General features: G+C 38.2%; 14 protein-coding genes. 12 read left to right on the top strand and 2 right to left on the bottom strand.

Going from position 1 to position 20,662, the window contains the following annotated elements; genetic code table 11:
- Positions 1-114: 114 nt before the first annotated feature.
- Positions 115-1,320: an NAD(P)/FAD-dependent oxidoreductase gene (locus BM141_RS01620; protein ID WP_091538875.1), complete on the bottom strand. Its 1,206-nt coding sequence runs from the start codon at positions 1,318-1,320 to the stop codon at positions 115-117.
- A 198-nt stretch (positions 1,321-1,518) separates the two neighbouring features.
- Between BM141_RS01620 and BM141_RS01615 the strand changes: the two genes are divergently transcribed.
- Genes BM141_RS01615 through BM141_RS01605 form a run of 3 tightly spaced genes read left to right on the top strand, consistent with a single transcriptional unit; the run spans position 1,519 to position 3,810 of the window.
- The gene (locus BM141_RS01615; protein ID WP_245763959.1) at positions 1,519-2,115 is read left to right on the top strand and encodes an RNA polymerase sigma factor; all 597 of its coding nucleotides are present in this window, start codon (positions 1,519-1,521) and stop codon (positions 2,113-2,115) included.
- Between the two features lie 4 nt (positions 2,116-2,119).
- On the top strand, positions 2,120-2,701 hold the full coding sequence (locus BM141_RS01610) for a hypothetical protein (protein ID WP_091538868.1): 582 nt from the start codon (positions 2,120-2,122) through the stop codon (positions 2,699-2,701).
- A gap of 41 nt (positions 2,702-2,742) precedes the next feature.
- Positions 2,743-3,810 carry a DUF4097 family beta strand repeat-containing protein gene (locus tag BM141_RS01605; RefSeq protein ID WP_091538865.1) on the top strand — a complete coding sequence of 356 codons (1,068 nt, stop codon included), beginning with the start codon at positions 2,743-2,745 and terminating at the stop codon, positions 3,808-3,810.
- A gap of 42 nt (positions 3,811-3,852) precedes the next feature.
- Here the strand turns inward: BM141_RS01605 and BM141_RS01600 are convergent, their stop codons facing one another.
- Entirely contained in the window at positions 3,853-4,734 is an 882-nt protein-coding gene (locus tag BM141_RS01600) for a DUF58 domain-containing protein (RefSeq protein WP_091538862.1), read from the bottom strand.
- A 597-nt stretch (positions 4,735-5,331) separates the two neighbouring features.
- Here BM141_RS01600 and BM141_RS01595 point away from each other — a divergent pair.
- The 9 genes from BM141_RS01595 to sov all read left to right on the top strand — a co-directional run bounded on the left by BM141_RS01595 (position 5,332) and on the right by sov (position 20,628).
- Positions 5,332-5,682 (top strand): helix-turn-helix domain-containing protein, encoded by a 351-nt coding sequence (locus tag BM141_RS01595; RefSeq protein WP_091538859.1) that lies wholly within the window; start codon positions 5,332-5,334, stop codon positions 5,680-5,682.
- A 48-nt stretch (positions 5,683-5,730) separates the two neighbouring features.
- A complete protein-coding gene (locus BM141_RS01590) occupies positions 5,731-6,870 on the top strand; it encodes an NAD(P)/FAD-dependent oxidoreductase (RefSeq protein WP_091538855.1) in 1,140 nt (379 codons plus the stop codon).
- 104 nt (positions 6,871-6,974) lie between these two features.
- Complete coding sequence (locus BM141_RS01585; protein WP_177217231.1) at positions 6,975-7,364, top strand: MerC domain-containing protein; 390 nt, start codon at positions 6,975-6,977, stop codon at positions 7,362-7,364.
- 205 nt (positions 7,365-7,569) lie between these two features.
- The gene (locus BM141_RS22500; protein ID WP_143090752.1) at positions 7,570-7,797 is read left to right on the top strand and encodes a hypothetical protein; all 228 of its coding nucleotides are present in this window, start codon (positions 7,570-7,572) and stop codon (positions 7,795-7,797) included.
- 539 nt (positions 7,798-8,336) lie between these two features.
- The gene (locus BM141_RS01580; RefSeq protein WP_091538848.1) at positions 8,337-9,623 is read left to right on the top strand and encodes an efflux RND transporter periplasmic adaptor subunit; all 1,287 of its coding nucleotides are present in this window, start codon (positions 8,337-8,339) and stop codon (positions 9,621-9,623) included.
- Positions 9,624-9,633: 10 nt separating this feature from the next.
- Positions 9,634-9,918 (top strand): ABC transporter permease, encoded by a 285-nt coding sequence (locus BM141_RS23715; RefSeq protein ID WP_317039423.1) that lies wholly within the window; start codon positions 9,634-9,636, stop codon positions 9,916-9,918.
- A 23-nt stretch (positions 9,919-9,941) separates the two neighbouring features.
- Positions 9,942-10,976 (top strand): ABC transporter permease, encoded by a 1,035-nt coding sequence (locus BM141_RS01575; protein WP_317039422.1) that lies wholly within the window; start codon positions 9,942-9,944, stop codon positions 10,974-10,976.
- 189 nt (positions 10,977-11,165) lie between these two features.
- Positions 11,166-12,641: a TolC family protein gene (locus tag BM141_RS01570; RefSeq protein WP_091538845.1), complete on the top strand. Its 1,476-nt coding sequence runs from the start codon at positions 11,166-11,168 to the stop codon at positions 12,639-12,641.
- Positions 12,642-13,017: 376 nt separating this feature from the next.
- Complete coding sequence (gene sov, locus BM141_RS01565; RefSeq protein WP_091538842.1) at positions 13,018-20,628, top strand: T9SS outer membrane translocon Sov/SprA; 7,611 nt, start codon at positions 13,018-13,020, stop codon at positions 20,626-20,628.
- The last annotated feature ends 34 nt before the right edge of the window (positions 20,629-20,662 follow it).

The following is a 20,662-nucleotide window of genomic DNA, read 5'->3' as shown; positions in this document are numbered from 1 at the left end:
CAAGGTATGTAACTATGAGCAGAGTTTAAAAAGAATCAATTTTCTCGCATCTGTTCTTTTAAACATACCAAAATAAGCAAAAAAATAACATCAAAAAAATGACATAAATCACTCTTAAGCAGTTCCTCTCAAAATCTTATTCCAATACAGCCAAGGGAGTACTTGCTTTTTGAGTTGGTACATTGTCCAGCGTTCTTGGCTCTGGTCAAAGGGGAAAGTTTCTACGGGATTGTTGTCATAATCGAACTCTGCTAATACCAATTTTCCATAACCCGTTACCAAGGGGCAGGAACCATAGCCGTTGTATTGCTTTTCAAATCCTTTTTTAGCAATAGCCGCCATCAGATTGCTTACTAAAACAGGAGCTTGCTTGCGAATCGCTGCACCTGTTTTGGCGTTAGGCGTGCTTGTAACATCTCCTAAGCCAAACACATTGGCATAACGGTTGTGTTGCAAGGTATGCTTGTTTACGTCCACCCAACCAAGCGGGTTGTTAGGCACGGCTAATGAGCTATTTTTCACTACATCAGGGGCAGATTGAGGAGGCGTAAGATGAATAAAATCATAACTTTCTTCTACCAAAGTTTTTACACCGTCTTTTTCTACTTCAAAAACTGCTATTTTCTCCTTAGCTCTAATTTCCACTAAGTTATGTTTAAAATTGAGGATAATACCGTACCTATCCACTACTTTTTGCAAGGTTTCTGCATATTTTTTTACCCCGAAGATGACTCCTCCTGCGGTATTAAATTTGATTTGCGATTGCTTTAAAATACCTCTTTTTCTGAAATTGTCTGCGGCTAAATACATGATTTTTTGAGGGGCACCTCCACATTTGATTGGCGTAGCGGGGCTGGTAAATAGGGCTTTGCCTCCTTTGAAATTTTTAATACACTCGTAAGTATAAGGTGCTGTATCAAAAGAATAGTTGCTCGTAACTCCATTTTTCCCTAAGTTGCCTTCCAAACCCTTAATTAGATGCCAGTCCAACTGAATACCTATCGCTACCACTAAGAAATCGTAGCTGTATGTTTCTCCATTACTGCAAGTTATTTGATTGTTGTCTGGGTCAAATCTGCTTACTTTACTTTTTATCCATTTAGCTTTTTTAGGCATGACCTCCGCCTCGGCTCTTACTGTTTTCTGAATATCAAAGTCGCCTCCGCCGACCAGCGTCCATGCTGGCTGATAATAATGCTTGTCTGAAGGCTCTATAATCGCAATATCTAACTTAGGGTTCTTTAAAAAGAGCTGTGCCGCTACGGAAATCCCTGCATTCCCGCCGCCAGCAATAATAATTTGATGATGCTTAGCTTTCATATTTACTGAAAAATTTAGAGTTGATAATTAAATGATTATTCAAATATATTAATATATTTTCATATAATAAAATATTTGAATAAAATGTTTTTGTGATATTAATTTTTCAAAAAAATTTCTTTCTCATGCAACTCTGCGATTTCTTTGTGTGTCTTTCGTTCAGAAAGGAAATAAACAAAGCAAAAAAGTAGGCTTCCAATGCAAGTTTCGGTAAACTTATCAACAGCCAAGATGTCGAAGGTAGTGGACATAACGCAGTACCAAAACTCTAACGAGCAGATTATACTGCGCTGTAAACGAGGCGACAGAAAGGCACAGTACGAAATCTACAAGCTGTACGCCAAAGCAATGTATAATGTTTGCTTGCGAATTACTGGCGATACACTTGAGGCAGAGGACGTATTGCAGGAGGCTTTTTTAATAGCTTTTGAAAAAATAGAAACTTATAGGAACGAAGCTGCTTTTGGTGCATGGTTGAAAAAAATAGTAGTCAATGCGGCACTGAACCAAGTGAGGAAAAGACGTTTTCAGTTTGCAGACATAGACAGCAACGAGGATTACGAAGATGAAAGCCCCCACGAGGCAATCGCCACAGAGGAAATGAGCTACCAAGCTGAGCAGATTCGCAAGGCAATCGCCCAACTCCCTGACGGCTTCCGCATCGTATTTTCTCTCTACTTGTTGGAAGGTTACGACCACCAAGAAATTGCTGAGATTTTAGGTATTTCAGTTTCAACTTCTAAGTCGCAATACAATAGAGCGAAAAAGAAGCTACAAGAAATTTTAAAAAAATAAAAAAATGGACAAGTTTGAAAAATACATTCGCTCCCACAAAGAAGCATTTGATTCAGAAGAACCCAATGACTTACTTTGGGAAAAAATAGCGGCAAAGTTAGACGAAAAACAACCCGCTCAAAAACAAGTACGCCTTGTGCCTATTACTAAACTTTGGCAAATGGCGGCAGTATTTACAGCATTGATTGTGTGTATGATAGGCTTACAAATCTATTACAACTCACAAAACAAGCAAAAAACGATTGCCAAAATAGAAAATGCAGGAAACATCAGCTTGGAAAGTATCTATCCAGAGTTGGCAGAAGCAGAGCAGTTTTATTTTATGCAAATAGAGCAAAAACGCCAAGAATTGAAAAAGTACAACTTAGCAGGTACAAAAACCGATAGCGAAACCGAAGAGTACCTTAGCGAGCTGGACAAGGCTTATAAAGACCTAAAAAAAGAGCTAAACACCAATAGCAATGAGTTGGTTATCAGCGAAATGGTGAGAAACCTGCAAATACGGATAGACTTGCTCAACCAGCAATTAGAAGTATTGAAACAAATAGAGAAAATAAAGGAAGAACAAAAAGGAAAAAAACTATAAACTATCACAAAAAAGGCATTTAACATTAAAAATCTAACACAATGAAATCATTTAAATATATCATTTTTCTTTGGGCTTTATTGAGTTTGATATTCGTAACTCATGCTTCGGCATTTCCTTTTGAGGAAGTTACAAAGAAAATATCCGAAAAATACCAAGTTTCGTCCAATGATAGATTGGAAATCAACAACAAATACGGCAAAGTAGATATTTATACTTGGGACAAAAACGAAATTACGGTAGAAATCACCATGAAGGCTTGGGCAAGCTCTGCCAGCAGAGCGCAAGAGGAACTTGACCGCATCAATATCCGATATGGGAAAAGTGGCAATTTTATTACTTTCGAGACCCAAGTAGGGGGTAGTAGCATCAGCATCAACAACAATCGCGGTTTTGAAATCAATTACGTAGTAAATATGCCCAAGAGCAATCCTTTGAGATTGATAAATAAATACGGTGCGGCTTTCGTAGATAATTTTTCAGGAGAGTTAGACCTTTCTGTAAAGTATGGGAAGTTGCGTACTAACCGCTTAACAGGAGTAAGCAAAAGCATAGAAGTAGCTTACGGAGGCATAGACAGCGAAGAAATAGAAAGAGCAAGACTAAGAATCAGCTATAGCGGTTCTAAAATTCGCAATGCAGGCAATTTAGATGTGGACAATGCCTACGGGAAAATAGAATTTGATAAAATAGAGGCTTTGCAAATAGACATACGCTACGGTGAACTACGAATAGAGGAAACCGCAGCTATAGTCAAAGGCAAGGCAAGCTACTCAGGCGTAAGAGTGCGTCAGATTACTAAGTCCTTGGTCATGGAAACGCGCTACGGGAACGGCTGTACGGTGGACAGAGTAGCCAAAGGTTTTGAGAAAATAGAGTTAGAAGGAGGTTATTCTTCTTTTGACCTCAATTTTGAGCAAGGTGCGGTTTTTGATTTTAGTGTAAGTACCCACTATGGAGGTTTTAGGAATAACATAGCAGGGGCGCAAATCAATAAACTCATAGAATCTAATAACTCCAAAGAGTACGAAGGATACGTAGGCAAAAAAGGAGGAGCAAAGGTAATTATATCTACTCGTTATGGAAGCGTGAAAATGAACAATTATTAAGGAATACCAATCTTTATAAGGCAATAAACCTGTAAAGATTGGTTATTTTTTAGTCAGATTCCTTACTCTAAACATTTTCACCAACTTAGGTACATAGTCTTCACTTGTGTTGATGAATACATAATTAGTACGATGCTTGTGGCAAAGTTTCTCCAAGTTGGCTTGCTTTTCAGCAAATTTGCCAATGATGCCCTTTCTAAAGTCTTTCGAAGAGGAATTTACCCAAATCGTATTGCCACTTTCTTTGTCTAAAAGTGGAACGATGCCTAAGGGGGGTAGTTCTGTTTCTCTTTGGTCTGCTATGTGAATGGCAATTAAGTCATGCTTTTTTGCTAAGGCTTTCAAACTCTGTTCGTAATTCTCATCAACAAAGTCAGAAATAATCACAATGATGCTTTTGCGTTTGATGATATTCATTGCTAAGCGAATCGCCTTAGTCAGGCTGGTTTTGGAGGACTGAGTTTGCAACTTGAAAAGACTACCGATGAGTTCGTAGATATGTTTTGCCCCTTTTTTAGGCTTGATGTATTTTTCCCTTTGGTTGCTAAAACAAAGCAATCCTACTGAACTTCCCTCTTTCAAAGCAGAAAAAGAAAGCACTCCACAAATCTCCTTGCTAATATCTATTTTCTGCTTACCTTCCTTGCCAATATGCTGAGAACCACTTACATCTATGATAAAAAATACGTTTTGCTCTTTCTCCTCTTTGAAAGTTTTTACAAAGGTGCCTTCGCCTTTGGCACTTACGTTCCAGTCTATCGTCCTCACATCATCTCCGTATTGGTAAGCCCGTACATCGTCAAACTCCAATCCTGAACCCTTAAAAACAGAGTGAAAATCTCCGTGCATTTCAGTATTGACAGCCTTGCGAATCTTGATTTCGTACCTGCGAAGTTTGTATAAAATCTCTCTTAATCCTTCCATTGTAGCTTTTTAAAAGATTTAGATGTACAAAAGTAAAGAATTTAATTCATTTATTAGTAAGATATGCCTTTTGTTTAAAGTTTTTTAATATCTCATTGTTCGCTATAATAAATAAAGCATTTTTTGTTTCGTTTTACTAAAAAAGATTTTAGCAAAGTAAAAAGCATATTCGTAATAGTAAAATATGCAATTTGTCGTTCAAAAAGTGTTAAATTTTTATTAAAAAAAACTTTTTAGAGTTAATTTTGAAAACCTAAGTAATACTACTCACTTTGAAGGTATCTAATGAAACTCTCAGTTAGTAATTTGCAACTTATTGAAAAACAAAATTTTATGTTAAAAATTTTGTTGGAATATACCTTAAAATGACTATTTTGCACCGCAAAAAATAACCTTTAGGCTTAGCCAATTTTTTTATATGTAGGTTATTAGTACGCTGCAAAAGTATTGCGAGTTATTTATAATAAAGTATTATTCGTATTAGTAATAAACAGTTTGATGCTATTAACAGGTAAACCTATCTTTGTATAGAAGGCTGTATTATCGAATCAAGCTATCTAAAAATTTTTATCACGTTAATTATTTTCTTAAAAAATCATGCTTACCATAGGAATGAAAATCAAAAAGTTGCGAGAATTGCGAAACTTCACACAAGAATACATGGCAAAGAAACTGAATATGTCCACTAATGGCTATGGAAAAATAGAGCGAGAAGAAACAGATATTTCTTATTCGCGTATGCAACAAATTGCAGAAGTTCTTGAGGTGAGTATATCAGAAATTATCAATTTTGATGACAAAATGGTTTTTAGCAACAAGTTTAATCATGAAACTTCCTTAATCAAAGATTATGAAAGAGCCTTTTACGAGCAGGAAATCCAGCATCTCAAACAAGAAAACCACTATTTAAAAGAAATTATAGAGATTTTTAAAAAGAAATTTAGCTAAGATAAGCTAATTTTATCTTTTGCAAAAACTGTTTCTTACTATACCTAAATGCTTAGTTTCTGGGAAAAACAATCTTTTCTACATTACGACTACCTTATTGTGGGTAGTGGGATTGTAGGGCTTTCTGCGGCGGCTTCGCTTATAGAAAAAGACAAAAATGCAAGGATTTTGGTTTTAGAACGTGGCATTTTCCCTACTGGAGCGAGTACGAAAAATGCGGGGTTTGCCTGCTTTGGTAGCTTGACTGAAATCTTGGCTGATTTGAAAATCATGTCTTCTGACCAAGTAGTCAGTTTAGTCAATGAACGTTATCAAGGACTCTTGAGCTTGCGAAAGCGACTGGGAGATACACAAATCGGCTTTTTGCAACACGGCGGATATGAACTTATTTCTGAAAAAGAACTTCCCGCTTTGGAGAAAATAGATATGGTCAATGATTTGTTATTTCCTTTATTTGAAAATAACGTTTATGAACTAAAAAATGAGCGAATTTCCCAATTTGGTTTTGATAAAAACTTTACTAAATCGCTTGTTTTCAATCCTTATGAAGGGCAGATAGATACGGGCAAAATGATGCAATCCCTGCTACGTTACGTACAATCCAAAGGAGTAACAGTATTGAATCAATGCGAAGTAATGCAAATTGAGGATATTGCCGAACAGGAAATGGTAAAGGTTTGGGTGAAAAATTATATAGATAGTGAAAATATAGTTTTTTCTGCTCCGAAGATCATTGTTTGTACCAATGCTTTTACCTCAAAGTTTTTCCCCTTAGAAAATATTACCGCAGGGCGAGGGCAAGTTCTTGTTACTGAGCCTATTCCTAACTTGAAAATCAAAGGTACTTTTCACTTTGACGAAGGCTTTTACTATTTCCGCAATTTTGAAAATCAGCTAATTTTTGGAGGGGGGCGAAATATAGATTTTGAAACAGAAAATACTTTAAAAATAGCTATTACCCAAAAGATAATGAATAATTTAGAAGAAAAACTACGCACTATCATTCTCCCTAATCAGTCCTTCCAAATAGCACATCGCTGGGCAGGCATCATGGCTTTTGGCAAGGAGAAAAAGCCCATCGTCAAGTATCACTCACCCAATATCATTTTAGCAGTCCGCATGGGTGGCATGGGAGTAGCTATTGGGACGCAGATAGGCAAGCAAGTAGCAGATTTGGCTTGTAATTAGTTGGCAAATCTTATTTTTACAATTTTTCTAATTATTATTTTGCAACATGATTGCAAATGAATATTTTTTTATATTTTTGCAACATAATAGCAAATCTAATATCAATGAATAAAATCAAAACTCATCTTAGAGCGGACTATCTTGGTATTCTTAGCGCAGGTTTGTGCTTGATTCACTGTATTTTACTTCCTATTGTATTTGCATGGAGAGCGGTTAGCTTCGAGCATGAAATAGAGGGGGCTTTCAAATGGGATTATATATTTTTGATTTTTAGTTTTTATGCTGTCCTCCAAGCCGCAAAACATACCATGTTTCCCGCAATTAAGTGGATTCTTTGGATTAGTTTTAGCATACTTGCTACATCAGTTTTTTTAGAAAATTATGCAAAAGTTTTTGAATATATCATTATCTTTACTTCACTATTTCTAATAGTAGTGCATTTATATAATCTTCGTTATTGCCAAGCGCAAACTTGTTGTGCATCTCATGTATAATCTTTGGTGAATTTGTTAGATTTATTTACCTGAATATTTGCCCTATTCGTATCAGTAAGATGCCTATTAGAAGAGTTTTTTTGAATTAGATTAAAACATTTATTACTTTTGTAGCGTAAAGTTTTTCAAGTAAAAGATATTCAGAATAAGCATAAAGATAATAGTAAGTTTTCATAAGATTTGTAGGATTAACTTAATTTGACGTTTGAAAAAAGGTATCTTCTTTGGAGATACCTTTTTTGTTTTACTTGTTTATCGTCTGGATTTGAACCACTTACTGATGTCAATACTTGCTTCTAAGCGATTTTCTAAATCGTCAGGCTACCCATCAAGATTACTCCTGATTTTCATCATGGTAAGCAATATCACGGGTTTATCTATCATTTCCTTTCCACTCCTCCATTATTACTGCTATTTATGGAACATTAGATAATACTGATTTTGCGAGTAAAACACAGATTTTGGGTAATTTATCAGTGAAAATCCGTATCATCTGTAAAATCTGTGGTCTAAGGTTAGAAGGATATATAGTATTTGATTATCAAGAAGTTTATCTCCACAGAGGAAAGATTTAGATAGAGGCGATGGGCTGCTTTAATTTGCACAATTACCTAATGCTTACTCTTTTCTCTACAATTTTATCATATTTTTGTATTCCTTAACAAATGAGAACTTGAAAAATTCATTTTTTTACCTATATTGCACTAAATTTTTAGTAGATCAGGTTGTGTTCATAGTTGTTGTATGCCTAATACTACTAAAATGATGTTGGCTTTTGACTTTACATACACATCTTTAATCTGTTCCTAAATTGCTACAACACATAAATTTCACAGAGCCAATGGCTTTAGTTTGAGATTATAATTTTTTATTGGGAACAGAAATCAAACAACTTGTAACCTTTTTCATATCAGTAAGTACTCTGGTGCAGGAGAGGTATTTTGAGCATTAATTTATAAAAAAGCTTGGACAATGAAACGCAAAATTCTAATTACTACTCTTGTAGTGGTACTTTTAAGTGCTGGCTACTACTTTTTTGGACGCAATGCTACCCAAAGCGAAGAGATTTATACTACCGTCAAAAAAGGCAAATTTATCGTTAGCGTCAATTCCTCAGGCGAACTTTTCGCCAAAAACTCAGTCGATATTTTAGGACCGCAAGGTTTTAATAGCGTAGGGGTTTGGGAGGTCAAAATCAGCACAATCATTCCAGAAGGCACGCAAGTAAAGGAAGGCGATTTTGTTGCCTCTTTGGACGGCTCGGAACTGGTTGCTAAACTGAAAGACCGACAAACTGAATTGGACAAAGCCAATCTACAATATGCACAAGCACAAATAGATACAACCTTAGAACTTCGCCAAGCAAGGGACGAATTGGTCAATTTGAAATATGCCCAAGAGGAAAAGAAACTCATCTTACAGCAATCTAAATACGAACCTCCTGCCACTATCCGCCAAGCGGAAATAGAGGCAGACAAGGCAGAAAGGAACTTCAAACAAGCCTCTGAAAACTATAAAATCAAACGAGAAAAAGCCATCGCCAAACTGCAAGAGGCAGGAGCAAACGTAGAAAAAGCACAGCGTGCCGTAGATTTTATCCAAAAATTGTTAGAAGATTTTAACATCAAAGCCCCTAAAGCGGGAATGTTGATTTATGCAAGAGATTGGAACGGACAGAAAAAGAGAGAAGGCGCGAGGATAGCAAGTTGGAATCCCGTAGTGGCTACGCTACCTGATATGTCGGTCATGCTTTCTAAAACCTATGTCAATGAAGTAGATATTCAGAAAATTAAAGTTGGGCAAATGGTTAATATCGGCTTAGACGCTTTCCCTGAAAAGAAATACTCAGGCAAGGTAATTACCGTAGCTAATGTAGGAGAGCAAAAGCCCAACTCTGATTCTAAGGTTTTCGAGGTAGATATAGAGGTAAGTGAGAAAGACACCACCCTGCTCCCCTCCATGACTACCAGTAATCTCATCATCGCTGAAACCCTTGGAAATGTGCTTTTTGTACCTTTGGAAAGCGTGCATAATGAGAATGGCGTTACTTATGTATTTAAGAAAAGTGGCATAGGCTTGGTAAAGCAAGAAGTCAAATTAGGAAAAACCAACGACAACGAAGCAGTGATTTTAGCAGGTTTGAACGAAAACGAGTCAGTCATGCTCTCTATACCCTCCAATGCCTCCAACATAGAATTAGTACGCTTAGAAGGGCAAAAAGACGAGAAAAAAGCAGTTTCAGAAGTCAGACATAAATAAAACTTAAACTATGAATCTCACCCGTTTTTTATTTAACCTTTCCATTGCTTGGGAAGCGATTTTTGCTAATAAAATTCGTGCTACTCTTACTGCTTTAGGTATCATCTTTGGCGTATCTGCGGTAATTGCGATGTTGGCTGTTGGCAATGGAGCGCAGCAAGAAATTTTGGAACAAATCAAGTTGGTAGGTGTCAATAACATAGTAATTACCCCTGTTGTCGAGAAGAAGAAGGAAGAGAACCAAGAAAGCACCACTAACTCGAAGGAAAAAAATCTCACCTTTCCGCAGGGCTAACCCTTGCAGATGCTCAAAGTATTTTGCAACATATTCCCAATGTTCAGTCGGTAAGTCCTGAAATAGTATTAGAAACCTTTATCGTCAAAGATGGAGTACAGCGACAAACCAAGTTGGTAGGAGTAGAGCCTGCCTATTTTCGCTTGCTCAATTATAAGCTTTCCGAAGGTACGCTATTCAATCAGAAGAACTTAGAATACGGCGACCAAGTATGTATCATTGGGCGGGGTATCCAAACGCGTTTTTTTAGCAAGGAAAACCCTATCGGGAAGTATATCAAATGTGGGAAACATTGGCTCAAAATCATAGGTGTTTTGGAGCAGAGAGGGGTAACACAAAATACTGCGACTAATCTGGGCATCAGGAACTACGATATGGACGTTTATACGCCCGTCAAAACGTTGCTCATGCGTTATGTAAACCGCAGTTTAGTAACCAAAGCCATGATACAACGAGCCAATAATGAAAACGAAGAAGGACAGAATAAAAGTAAAGAACCTGTCAATTATCACCAACTTGACCGCTTGGTAGTGCAAATAGAAAAAACAGAATTGTTGGACAAAACCTCTGAAATTATTGGGCGTATGCTTAACCGCAGGCATAGCGGAGTGGTAGATTATGAAATTACTATCCCTGAACTATTATTAAAACAGCAACAGCGTACCAAAGATATTTTTAACATTGTACTGGGCGTAATTGCTGGTATCTCGCTTTTAGTAGGTGGAATTGGCATTATGAACATCATGCTTGCCTCTGTCTTAGAACGCATCAAAGAAATAGGCTTGCGGATTTCGCTGGGGGCAAAAAAATCGGACATTGTTACCCAATTTTTGTGCGAAGCAACGCTAATTAGTGTAGCGGGAGGGTTTATAGGCATTATTCTGGGCGTGGTGCTGGCTCAGTCTATAGAGCAAGTTGCTAAGATTCCTACGATTGTATCAGGGAGTTCTATTTTTGTGTCTTTCTTTGTAGCGGCTTCGGTAGGTATCGTTTTTGGCATTACCCCTGCAAGGCGTGCCGCAATGCAAGACCCTATTACCTCGCTTAGGTATGAATAAAAATAATCCATCATTTACAGCTTATGATTGAATACAAGTTTGAGGTAATTTGAATTTGTTTGAAAGCAATACATTGTTTAAATTAAACCATTTTGAAAATGAAATTTTTGATTGCAATTACCTTATTTTTATTTACTTATCAGTTGTTTGCCCAAGAAACAGGGCGAAAAATCTAAACCTTAGTTCAATATGCGAATTAAAAACTTAAACCTCATTAAAAAACTTTTGCTTTGCCTATGGATATTTGCAAGTACGCAAACGCAGGCACAGCGACAACTTACGCTTAAACAAGTCATAGACATAGCTAAAGGCGAATCTCCCTCAGCCTTAGTTGCCAAAAATACCAAAAATAACCGCTATTGGCAATATCGCACTTTTCAATCTAACTACAAACCGCAGCTGGTGCTTAGAGGTACCTTGCCCAATTTTAACAGAGCTATTAACCCAATTACTCTTCCTGACGGGCAAGTAGCTTTCATCAATCAAAGTTTTGCTCAAAATAACCTCACTTTGGGACTTCGGCAGGTCATTAGTGCTACGGGAGGGGCTATTTGGGTAAATACAGGCTTGCAACGCCTTGATATTTTGGGAGATAATCGCAGCACATCTTTTTTAGCAACACCTGCTTTTATCAGCTTTGAGCAACCTCTTTTTGTTTTTAATGAATTGCTTTGGGACAAGAAGATAGAACCATTGCGCTATGAGGAATCACAAAAAAAATACTCCGAAGATATAGAAGTGCTTTCTGTAAGGGCTACGGGCTTATTTTTTGACCTTTTGCTCTCGCAAATCACTATGGATTTGGCAAAAAAGAATTTGGCAAACAACGATACTATTTACAGAATCGCACAAGGTCGCTACGAAATGGGAAGAATCGCTGAAAATGAGTTGCTTCAATTAGAGTTGGGGGTAATGAATGCCTCCCAACAACTTTCGCAAGCCCAATTGGATTTTCAAAATAATCTACTTTCCCTTAAAAATTTCTTGGGCAATCGGGCAAACTTAGGTGATTTTACCTTAGTAGCCCCAGAGGAAATTCCCACCTTCGAGATAGACGAACAAGTAGCCTTAGAGCAGGCTAAAGCAAATAGAGAAAGATATATTTCCTTCAAACGTAGGATTTTGGAGAGCGAAAGGCAAGTAGCCCAAGCACGAGGCGATAACGGCATAGACATCAATATCACTGGTTCTATCGGTTTTACGAACAGAGCGGCAAGTTTTGGCGAGGCTTATGCCAATGTGCAAAATCAGCAAATTTTTAACATAGGCTTGCAAATCCCGATTTTGGATTGGGGGAGGCAGAAAGCAAGAATCCAAACTGCTTTGGCAAATGAAGAGGTTACTAAGTCCATCGTAAGCCAAGATGTACTTGCTTTCGAGCAGGAAGTCCTGCAAAAAGTACGACAGTTCAAGATTCTCAGAGAACAGCTGCAAGTATCCAAACGCTCAGATGAGGTGGCACAGAAAAGCTATGACATTGCTCAAAACCGCTACCTCATTGCCAAAATTACGATTAATGAGTTGATTAATATTTTGAAAGCAAAAGATGATGCCAAAAGGCAGTATCTCACTTCTTTGCGTAGCTTTTGGTCAGCTTACTACGAACTCCGCCAACTCACGCTCTACGATTTCGAGAAGAAGGAAACCATTTATTACCAAAACTAATGTTGGAGGGGATATAAGGCAAATGGGGGAGCAGTAATGATGCACAAATTATGTTAGCATTACTATCATCAAACCCGCCTTTGTCTTTCCCTTACAATCTTTTTCTCGGCACAGTGTTAAAATTAGAATATTTCTAAAAAAGCACAAAAAAGTGATAATAAGGCTACTACAATCTTATGAGCTATATATTTTTTCTTGCGATTAGAAAATTAACATTTGGATTTCTTTTTTTCATTTTTTAGCTTTGCATGAACAAGAAAGTTAAAAAACTACTCTATCTTGCAACCTTATAATATCAAAACCTCAAAACTACTACGCCTATGAGATAATGATACACCAAATTTAGTGTTCTATTTAGAAGAATTCCCAAAATAGTATGTTTGTAAAAAATAATATTCTTTCCACTTTTGCTTTGGTTTTCGCCCAATTTATTTTATTGAACGGGAGTCTATTAGCGGAATCAAAAAAAGAAGAAAAAAAACAAAAGTCAGCAGGTGTAGATTATCATAACCTTACCAAACATAGTTTCAGTTTATTGACTTCCAATCTACTAAACTTGCCATTAGAAGACACCACTAAACGCTCTTTATTTTTTAGAGATAGGTATGGCTCGCAGTATGGTGGCTTTTTCTCTCCTTTTCGTCAGCGTACCTCGCCCCTACTCATGAGAAACCCAAGTGGTTTTAATACCCGCATAGAGCTGGACAGTAGTGGCAAGTTTTACACTGTATATGAAAAAATTGGAGATAATGAATTTAGACCCGCCTCTAATATTCCTTTTGATACTTACTTGAAAATCAGGTCAGAGGAACTCAATCGTCAATATTGGAAAAAACTGACTGAATCGCAAGGCGGAGCAGGAACAGTTACTTCTGGTGGAGGGAATAGAGCAATTCCTCTTATTCCTCTTGGAAAAACTTTTGACCGACTTTTCGGGGGAAGTAATTTAGACCTACAGCCCAATGGCTCTGTCATGCTCGACTTTGGCGGAAGGTGGCAACGCATTGACAATCCGCAGATTCCTATTCGCCAACAACGCAACGGAGGTTTATTTTTTGACCAACAAATCCAGATGAATCTTATAGGAAAAATAGGTGAGAAACTCAATCTCAATGTAAACTGGGATACCAAAAGTACTTTCCAATACGAAAACAATTTTAAAATAGGATATTCTTCTTCTGAGGAGGACATCGTTCAGGAGGTACAAATTGGGAACGTAAGTATGCCCACAAGTAACAGTTTGATTACAGGAGGACGTAATCTATTGGGGGTAAAAACGCGCTTGCGTTTTGGAAAACTTTGGGTAAGTACGATTGTTTCTAATCAAAGAGGAACAGCCGAGACCCTCAGAGTAAGAGGCGGAGCGCAGGCTCGGCAGTTCGAGATTCGTGCTGACCAATATGAAGATAATAGACATTTTTTCTTAGGGCATTTTTTTAGAGGTAATTATGAGCCTTCTTTGCGCACTATCCCCGTAGTAACTTCTGGGGTGGTAGTTACTCGCTTGGAAGTATATGTAACCAATAGAAATAACAATACGCAAACTCTTCGCAATGTAGTAGCTTTTATGGACATGGGAGAAGGCAATCCTTTCAGAAAAGATAACCCTGCTATTGGTCAGTTTAATCCTGCTTCCCCTTCTAACAATGATGCTAACCAGCTCTTTCAAACAGTTACTCAAAATCAAGCTATTAGAGATGTCGACCAAGTAAGTAGGATATTAGAAGACCAATATAGGCTGGTGAAAGGGACAGATTATGAGCTACTTAGAGGTGCAAGGAAATTAGACGAAAGAGAATACACCTTTAATGCCAATTTAGGCTACATCTCTTTGGTAACGCCTTTACGAAACGATGAGATTTTAGCTGTTTCTTATGAATATACTTACAATGGTCAAAGGTACAAAGTAGGCGAACTCACCGAAAGTTATCAAAACCAACCTGCCAATAATGTCATCATTATGAAAATGTTACGACCTTCTACGATTCGTACAGACTTGCCAATGTGGGATTTGATGATGAAAAATATCTACGGCTTGCAAACCAATCAGTTAGACCGTCAGAACTTTCAGTTGAGAATTATTTACAGAGATGACATCACAGGCATTGACAACCCTAATCTACAAGAGGGAGTAAATTTCAAAGACATTCCTTTGGTGCAAGTGCTGAATATGGACAAGCTCAATCAGAACAACGACCCGCAGCCTGACGGCAATTTTGATTATATTGAAGGAGTTACTATAGATGCACGCTTAGGGAAAATTATCTTTCCTGTCCTTGAACCTTTTGGGAGTAAATTGGAAAGCAAATTTATCCCTGAATTGGAAAGACAACTCATTAACAAATACGTTTTTAATGAGTTGTATAGAGGAACGAAAGCAGACGCGATTCTTTTGACGAGTAAAAGTAAGTTTTTCTTAAAAGGAAGTTTTCAATCTGCCTTAGGTACAGAAATCCAACTGCCGGGGATTAATATTTCTCCTAACTCTGTAAGCGTCAGAGCAGGTGGAACAGTTTTGCAAGAGGGACGCGATTTCTCTGTGGATTATCAGTTTGGGCGAGTAAGAATTACCAATGAGGGAGTTTTACGTTCAGGAAAAGAAATTATCATCCAATATGAACGCTCTGACTTGTTCAATTTCCAAACACGTAACCTTTTTGGCACTGATATAGAATACAGATTTAGCAAAGATATTCGCTTCACAGGCACGCTCATGCACCTGAACGAAAGACCGAACATCACAAGGGTTAGCATAGGTACAGAACCCACACGCAATACGATGTTTGGCTTAGGGGTCAATATCAGGAAAGATGCGCCTATTTTGACTAAACTTATTGATAAACTGCCATTTATAAGTACCAAAGAACCTTCTAATTTTACCTTTGCGGGAGAGTTTGCTACCATTATACCGGGAGCTAATCAGCTCATTGGCAAAGATGGAGGTACTTCTTATATAGATGACTTTGAGGCGGCAGAAATTCCCTATGATTTGACTCGTCAAGCACAAACTTGGTCTTTGGGAACTACCCCTTTTCAGTTTTTACCAACCAATAAAACTGATACTTTAGCTTATGCCTACAAAAGGGCAAAATTGGCTTGGTACGGCATAGACATCACTGCTTTCGCTACGCAAGGGGCAGGTACGGGAGGTTTAGGACAAAGACCTGTGGTCAGCGCACCCTTCAATCACTATACGAGAGCAATCCTTTTCAACGAAATTTTCAAAGGGAGAGACCCTCAAATTATCAATCAGCCTGAGTTTACCTTAGATTTAGCCTACTATCCCGACGAGCGTGGTATGTATAACTACAATCCAGACTTGAATAACAACGGGACTTTGAAAAACCCAAGAGGCAACTTCGCTTCTATTACCAAAGCAATTACTCATGATATTGATTTTGACAATATTAACGTTCAGTACATAGAGTTTTGGCTTTTAGACCCTTTTATTCAAGGGACAACGGGGCAAATCTCAAGAAATATCAATGGTCAGGTCGTTAGAACCAACAACAATACAGGTGGTAAACTCGTTTTTAACATTGGTAGTATTTCAGAAGATTATATTCCAGATTCACGTCATGGCTTTGAAAATGGGCTTCCTTCTAATGACAATCAAAGAGATTTTTCTATCACTCCTTGGGGAAAAGTTACCCGACAGCCTTACCTGACCAATGCCTTTTCCGCAGAAAATGGAGCCAGAGAACGCCAAGATGTAGGTATGGATGGGCTAACCGATGAGGAGGAGCGAACTTTTTTCAGAAGATATTTAGACAGAATCAGAGGAGTATTAGCCCCCAACGTCTATAACCAATTTGAGCAAGACCCCTCTGGAGATAATTTTAGGTATTATTTAGATGAAACCTTTGGTGGTGGAGAATTTTCTGTATTTGACCGCTATCGCTTTTTTAATGGGCAAGACGGCAACTCTCCTGCCAATGCAGGTACAGCCTCTTCTTCTACTTTCCCTGACAATGAAGATTTGAACAGAGATAATACCCTCAATGACTTAGAAACCTACTTTGAGTACCAAGTAGATTTACGCCCCAATAATTTAGCAAACAATCCCTATGTGGTTTCTAAGGTCATTGCCAATGCAGGAGGCGAGCAGGTTACTTGGTATCAGTTTCGCATACCTATCCGAAAGTTTGATAGTAAGTTTGGCAATATTGAGAACTTTAAATCTATCCGTTTTATTCGTACTTATCTTACAGATTGGCAACAACCTGTGGTCTTACGTCTGGCTCAGTTTCAGTTTGTAGGCACACAATGGCGACCATTCTTAGAGGATTTGACTCAGCCCGGTTTTACCCTGCCCAAAGAGCCTTATAATGCTCAGTTTACAGTTTCCTCAGTAAATGCAGAAGAAAATGGAGCGTTTGACGGAGTAAATACTCCCTATGTACTGCCTCCGGGTTTTATTAGAGATTTGGATTTTGCCTCTAACACCAATGCCCGCAGAAACGAACAGTCTTTGAGGCTTTGTGTAGATAATTTAGGAGATAGGGATAGCAGAGCAGTATATAAAAACATCATCTTAGATATGGTGAACTATGACCGCGTAAAAATGTTTATCCATGCGGAAAGTGAAACCACCAAAGACGGGGAAATGACTGCTTTCTTGCGTCTGGGAACAGATTTTAAAGAAAATTTCTATGAAATTGAAGTGCCTCTGGTCATGACCCCCAAAGGAACACAAGACCCGCGACTGATTTGGGCAATAGAAAACGAAATAGATGTAGCTATCCAAGATTTGATAAACCTCAAAGCCAATCGCAATCGCCAAAACCTTTCATTGAGAATCCCTTATAGCGAAACGGTAGATAGATTTAAACTGACGGTAGTGGGTAATCCCGATATTAGTTCAGTACAAACCCTAATGATTGGCTTGCGTAATCCAGAAAGTGCAGATGAAGCTCCTAAGCAAGTATGTATTTGGGTCAATGAACTCCGAGTAGCTGGTTTTAACAATCGTGCAGGCTGGGCGGCAACAGCTCGCTTAAATACCCAATTAGCAGACTTAGCTTTGGTCAATGCTTCTGTTAGGTATAGCTCGCCGTTTTTTGGGGGAATCCAAGACAAAATCTCTGCTCGTACCCGCGACCACAACTTAGAGTATGATATTTCTGCCAATGTCAAGTTAGACAAATTTTTACTTGGCAAATTGGGCATCAGTCTGCCTATGTTTGTCAGCTATGAAAGACGCTTATCTACACCTTATTTCAATCCATTAGACCCAGATATGCCTTTGGACTTGGCGTTAGAAACTCGACCTAATACCGATAGCGATGCGTTTTTGCGTTTGGTCAGAGAGGAAGGCATACGCCGCAGTATCAACTTTACCAATGTCAAATATACAAACCCCAAACCCGGTGCCAAGCCCCAACTTTGGAGTTTGTCGAATTTTGTACTAAACTATTCCTACAATGATTTGAGAAACAGGAATATACGAATAGACGAATACAATGAGCGTTTTACCCGAGTAGGTATTGGGTATGCTTATACCAGTACGCGTCCTGCTTGGGAGCCTTTCAAGAAAAGTACAGAATTAGATTCCAAGTATTTAAAATTTATCAAAGACTTTAACCTTAACCCTTTACCCAACAACATCAATATCAGAGCTGATGTAGATAGACGTTTTGTAAAAACCCAGCTTCGCAATGCTGACCTGACTACCTTGGGCATTTTGCCTTTGTATGAAAAAGCCTTTACTTTCAATAGATTTTACCAAATGCGTTGGGGGATTTCTCGCAACTTAAATGTAGATTACCAATCTCAAGTTTTTGCGATGATAGACGAGCCGCTGGGCGAAATCAATCGCGACTTGGTGGACCCTAACCGTGAAGTTACTAAGCGAGATTCGGTCATTCGCAATGTTTTGCGTTTAGGTCGTATGAAAAACTACCAGCAGACCATTGGGGCGACTTATAAATTACCTTTTGACAAATTTCCCATTACTGATTGGTTAGATGCAGATGTTCGCTATCAGGCAGGCTATACTTGGACGGCAGGCGCAGTAGGCATAGCCGATACTCTGGGGAATAATATGCAAAATAATAATAACGTCAATTTGCAAGGACAGTTGAACCTGAGAAAGTTATATGATAAAAGTCGTTTTCTTCAGCAGGTCAATAATCCAAATAAAACTGTACAGTTACCTCCAAGAGGCGAAGAGAAAAAGCGGCGACTACAAGCAAGAATTAAACGATACGAGAAAAGGAAAGCAGGTATAGAAGCTCGCTTGTCAGGGAAGCCTATTGTTTTAGAAAGTAAAAACTTAAACCTTCCTGACACAACCAAAGCAAAGGTTCGCCGACTCATCAGGAAAATAGACAAGTACGAACTAAAAATCCAAGACTTGCGATACGATACAGCTAAATTTGCTAAAAGAATAAGCAAGTACAAGGAAAAAGTAAGCAACTGGAAAAAGAGCTTGCTGCCCGTGCGAGTAGATACTATTAAAGCAGAAAAGCTAAGTGCAAGCGATACGCTCAAGTACAGAAAGCGTTTGGAGAAAATAGAAAAAAAACTAAAAAAGTTTGCAGACAAAATCAAGGAAATAGAGGAGAAACAGCAAAAAGACAAACTGCCTCGTAAGCCACCCGCTAAACCTGTTCAGGTGATTACTCGCTTACTGATGTCAGTACAAAAAGTAAATTTTACTTATTCCGCTAACAACTCCACTGTTTTCCCAGGAGTGCTAAGCGTTCCAAGTTATTTTGGAATAGACCAAAACAACGGGGCACCAGGAGTAGGCTTTATTTTGGGAAGTCAAAACTCTAATATTAAAAATATGGCTTCGCAAAACGGTTGGCTTTCTCGCAGTCCACTGCAAAACAACTCCTTTGCTCAGGGTAATACTACTAATTTAGGGTTGAGAGTAACCGTAGAGCCTTTCAAAGACTTTGATATGCAATTAGATGCAAAGAAAATCAGAAGTGCTAACTATTCAGAGGTATTTAGATTTAATACTTCTTTGGAGCAACACCGCTCTGAAACTACTACTCGCAGTGGGCAGTATAGCATTTCCTTTTTCTCATTGAGGACAACTTTTGCCAGAGATGATGCCGCTTTTAATTCTCCTTTGTTTGACAACATGATTGCTTATAGAAATACTATCAAAGCACGCTTAGATGCAGCAAATCCCGAGCCTACGGAGTATCGCCTCAACTCCCAAGATGTCCTTATTCCTGCCTTCTTAGCAGCCTATTCAGGGAAAGATGCCTCTGGGCAATCTCTGTCTGCATTCCCTCAAATTCCTATGCCTAATTGGAGAATTACTTACTCTGGACTATCCAACTTAGATATGTTCAAAAGAATGTTCCGAAGTGTACAAATTACCCATTCCTATACTTCTGACTACAACGTAGGCGGTTATACCTCATCATTGTTTTACGGACCTACTTATGTGGACTTAAATATTAGAGAACAGGATATTCCTTTGGCGGCATTTGACCCGCTTACAGGCGACCTTGTACCTGTGTTGGTGATGAATCAAGTCAATATTACAGAGAACTTTAATCCATTACTCGGAGTCAATTTGCGTACTGTTAGCAATATGACTTTTAATATCCAATATCGCAAGCAAAGAAGTATTGCTCTTAATCTTACTAACGTTCAGGTTACAGAGTTGAAAAATACCGATATTTCCGTAGATGTAAGCTATACTAAAGCAGGACTGAAGATTCCTTTTAAGATTGACGGAGGCTATAAAGTACTTAAAAATGACTTGACCTTTCGCTTAGCACTGACCGCACGCGATACTCGCACTTTGCAAAGACGCTTGAATGATGACGAAGAGCAAGTAACTACTGTAACCGCAGGAAATCTGAACATTCAGATTAGTCCTACTATCCAATACGCGGTCAATCAACGAGTCAATGTACAGTTTTACTTTGACCGCTCTATCAATCAGCCTTATATTTCTAATTCATTTAAGCGTACCAACACCAATTTTGGACTTAGGGTGAGATTTAACTTAGCACAGTAGCTAATAAAAAATTATAACAGCCAACTCTATGAGA

The sequence above is a fragment of the Thermoflexibacter ruber genome (genome assembly GCF_900113045.1).
Lineage (GTDB): Bacteria > Bacteroidota > Bacteroidia > Cytophagales > Thermoflexibacteraceae > Thermoflexibacter > Thermoflexibacter ruber.
Note: the sequence above shows the minus strand (reverse complement) of the source record. Positions and strands in the feature narration are given on the sequence as shown.

What these genes read in the sequence shown, in the direction of transcription:
- BM141_RS01620 (WP_091538875.1), bottom strand. Translation starts at nt 1,320, where the DNA reads ATGAAAGCTAAGCATCATCAAATTATTATTGCTGGCGGCGGGAATGCA.
- BM141_RS01615 (WP_245763959.1), top strand. Translation starts at nt 1,519, where the DNA reads ATGCAAGTTTCGGTAAACTTATCAACAGCCAAGATGTCGAAGGTAGTG.
- BM141_RS01610 (WP_091538868.1), top strand. Translation starts at nt 2,120, where the DNA reads ATGGACAAGTTTGAAAAATACATTCGCTCCCACAAAGAAGCATTTGAT.
- BM141_RS01605 (WP_091538865.1), top strand. Translation starts at nt 2,743, where the DNA reads ATGAAATCATTTAAATATATCATTTTTCTTTGGGCTTTATTGAGTTTG.
- BM141_RS01600 (WP_091538862.1), bottom strand. Translation starts at nt 4,734, where the DNA reads ATGGAAGGATTAAGAGAGATTTTATACAAACTTCGCAGGTACGAAATC.
- BM141_RS01595 (WP_091538859.1), top strand. Translation starts at nt 5,332, where the DNA reads ATGCTTACCATAGGAATGAAAATCAAAAAGTTGCGAGAATTGCGAAAC.
- BM141_RS01590 (WP_091538855.1), top strand. Translation starts at nt 5,731, where the DNA reads ATGCTTAGTTTCTGGGAAAAACAATCTTTTCTACATTACGACTACCTT.
- BM141_RS01585 (WP_177217231.1), top strand. Translation starts at nt 6,975, where the DNA reads ATGAATAAAATCAAAACTCATCTTAGAGCGGACTATCTTGGTATTCTT.
- BM141_RS01580 (WP_091538848.1), top strand. Translation starts at nt 8,337, where the DNA reads ATGAAACGCAAAATTCTAATTACTACTCTTGTAGTGGTACTTTTAAGT.
- BM141_RS23715 (WP_317039423.1), top strand. Translation starts at nt 9,634, where the DNA reads ATGAATCTCACCCGTTTTTTATTTAACCTTTCCATTGCTTGGGAAGCG.
- BM141_RS01570 (WP_091538845.1), top strand. Translation starts at nt 11,166, where the DNA reads ATGCGAATTAAAAACTTAAACCTCATTAAAAAACTTTTGCTTTGCCTA.
- sov (WP_091538842.1), top strand. Translation starts at nt 13,018, where the DNA reads ATGTTTGTAAAAAATAATATTCTTTCCACTTTTGCTTTGGTTTTCGCC.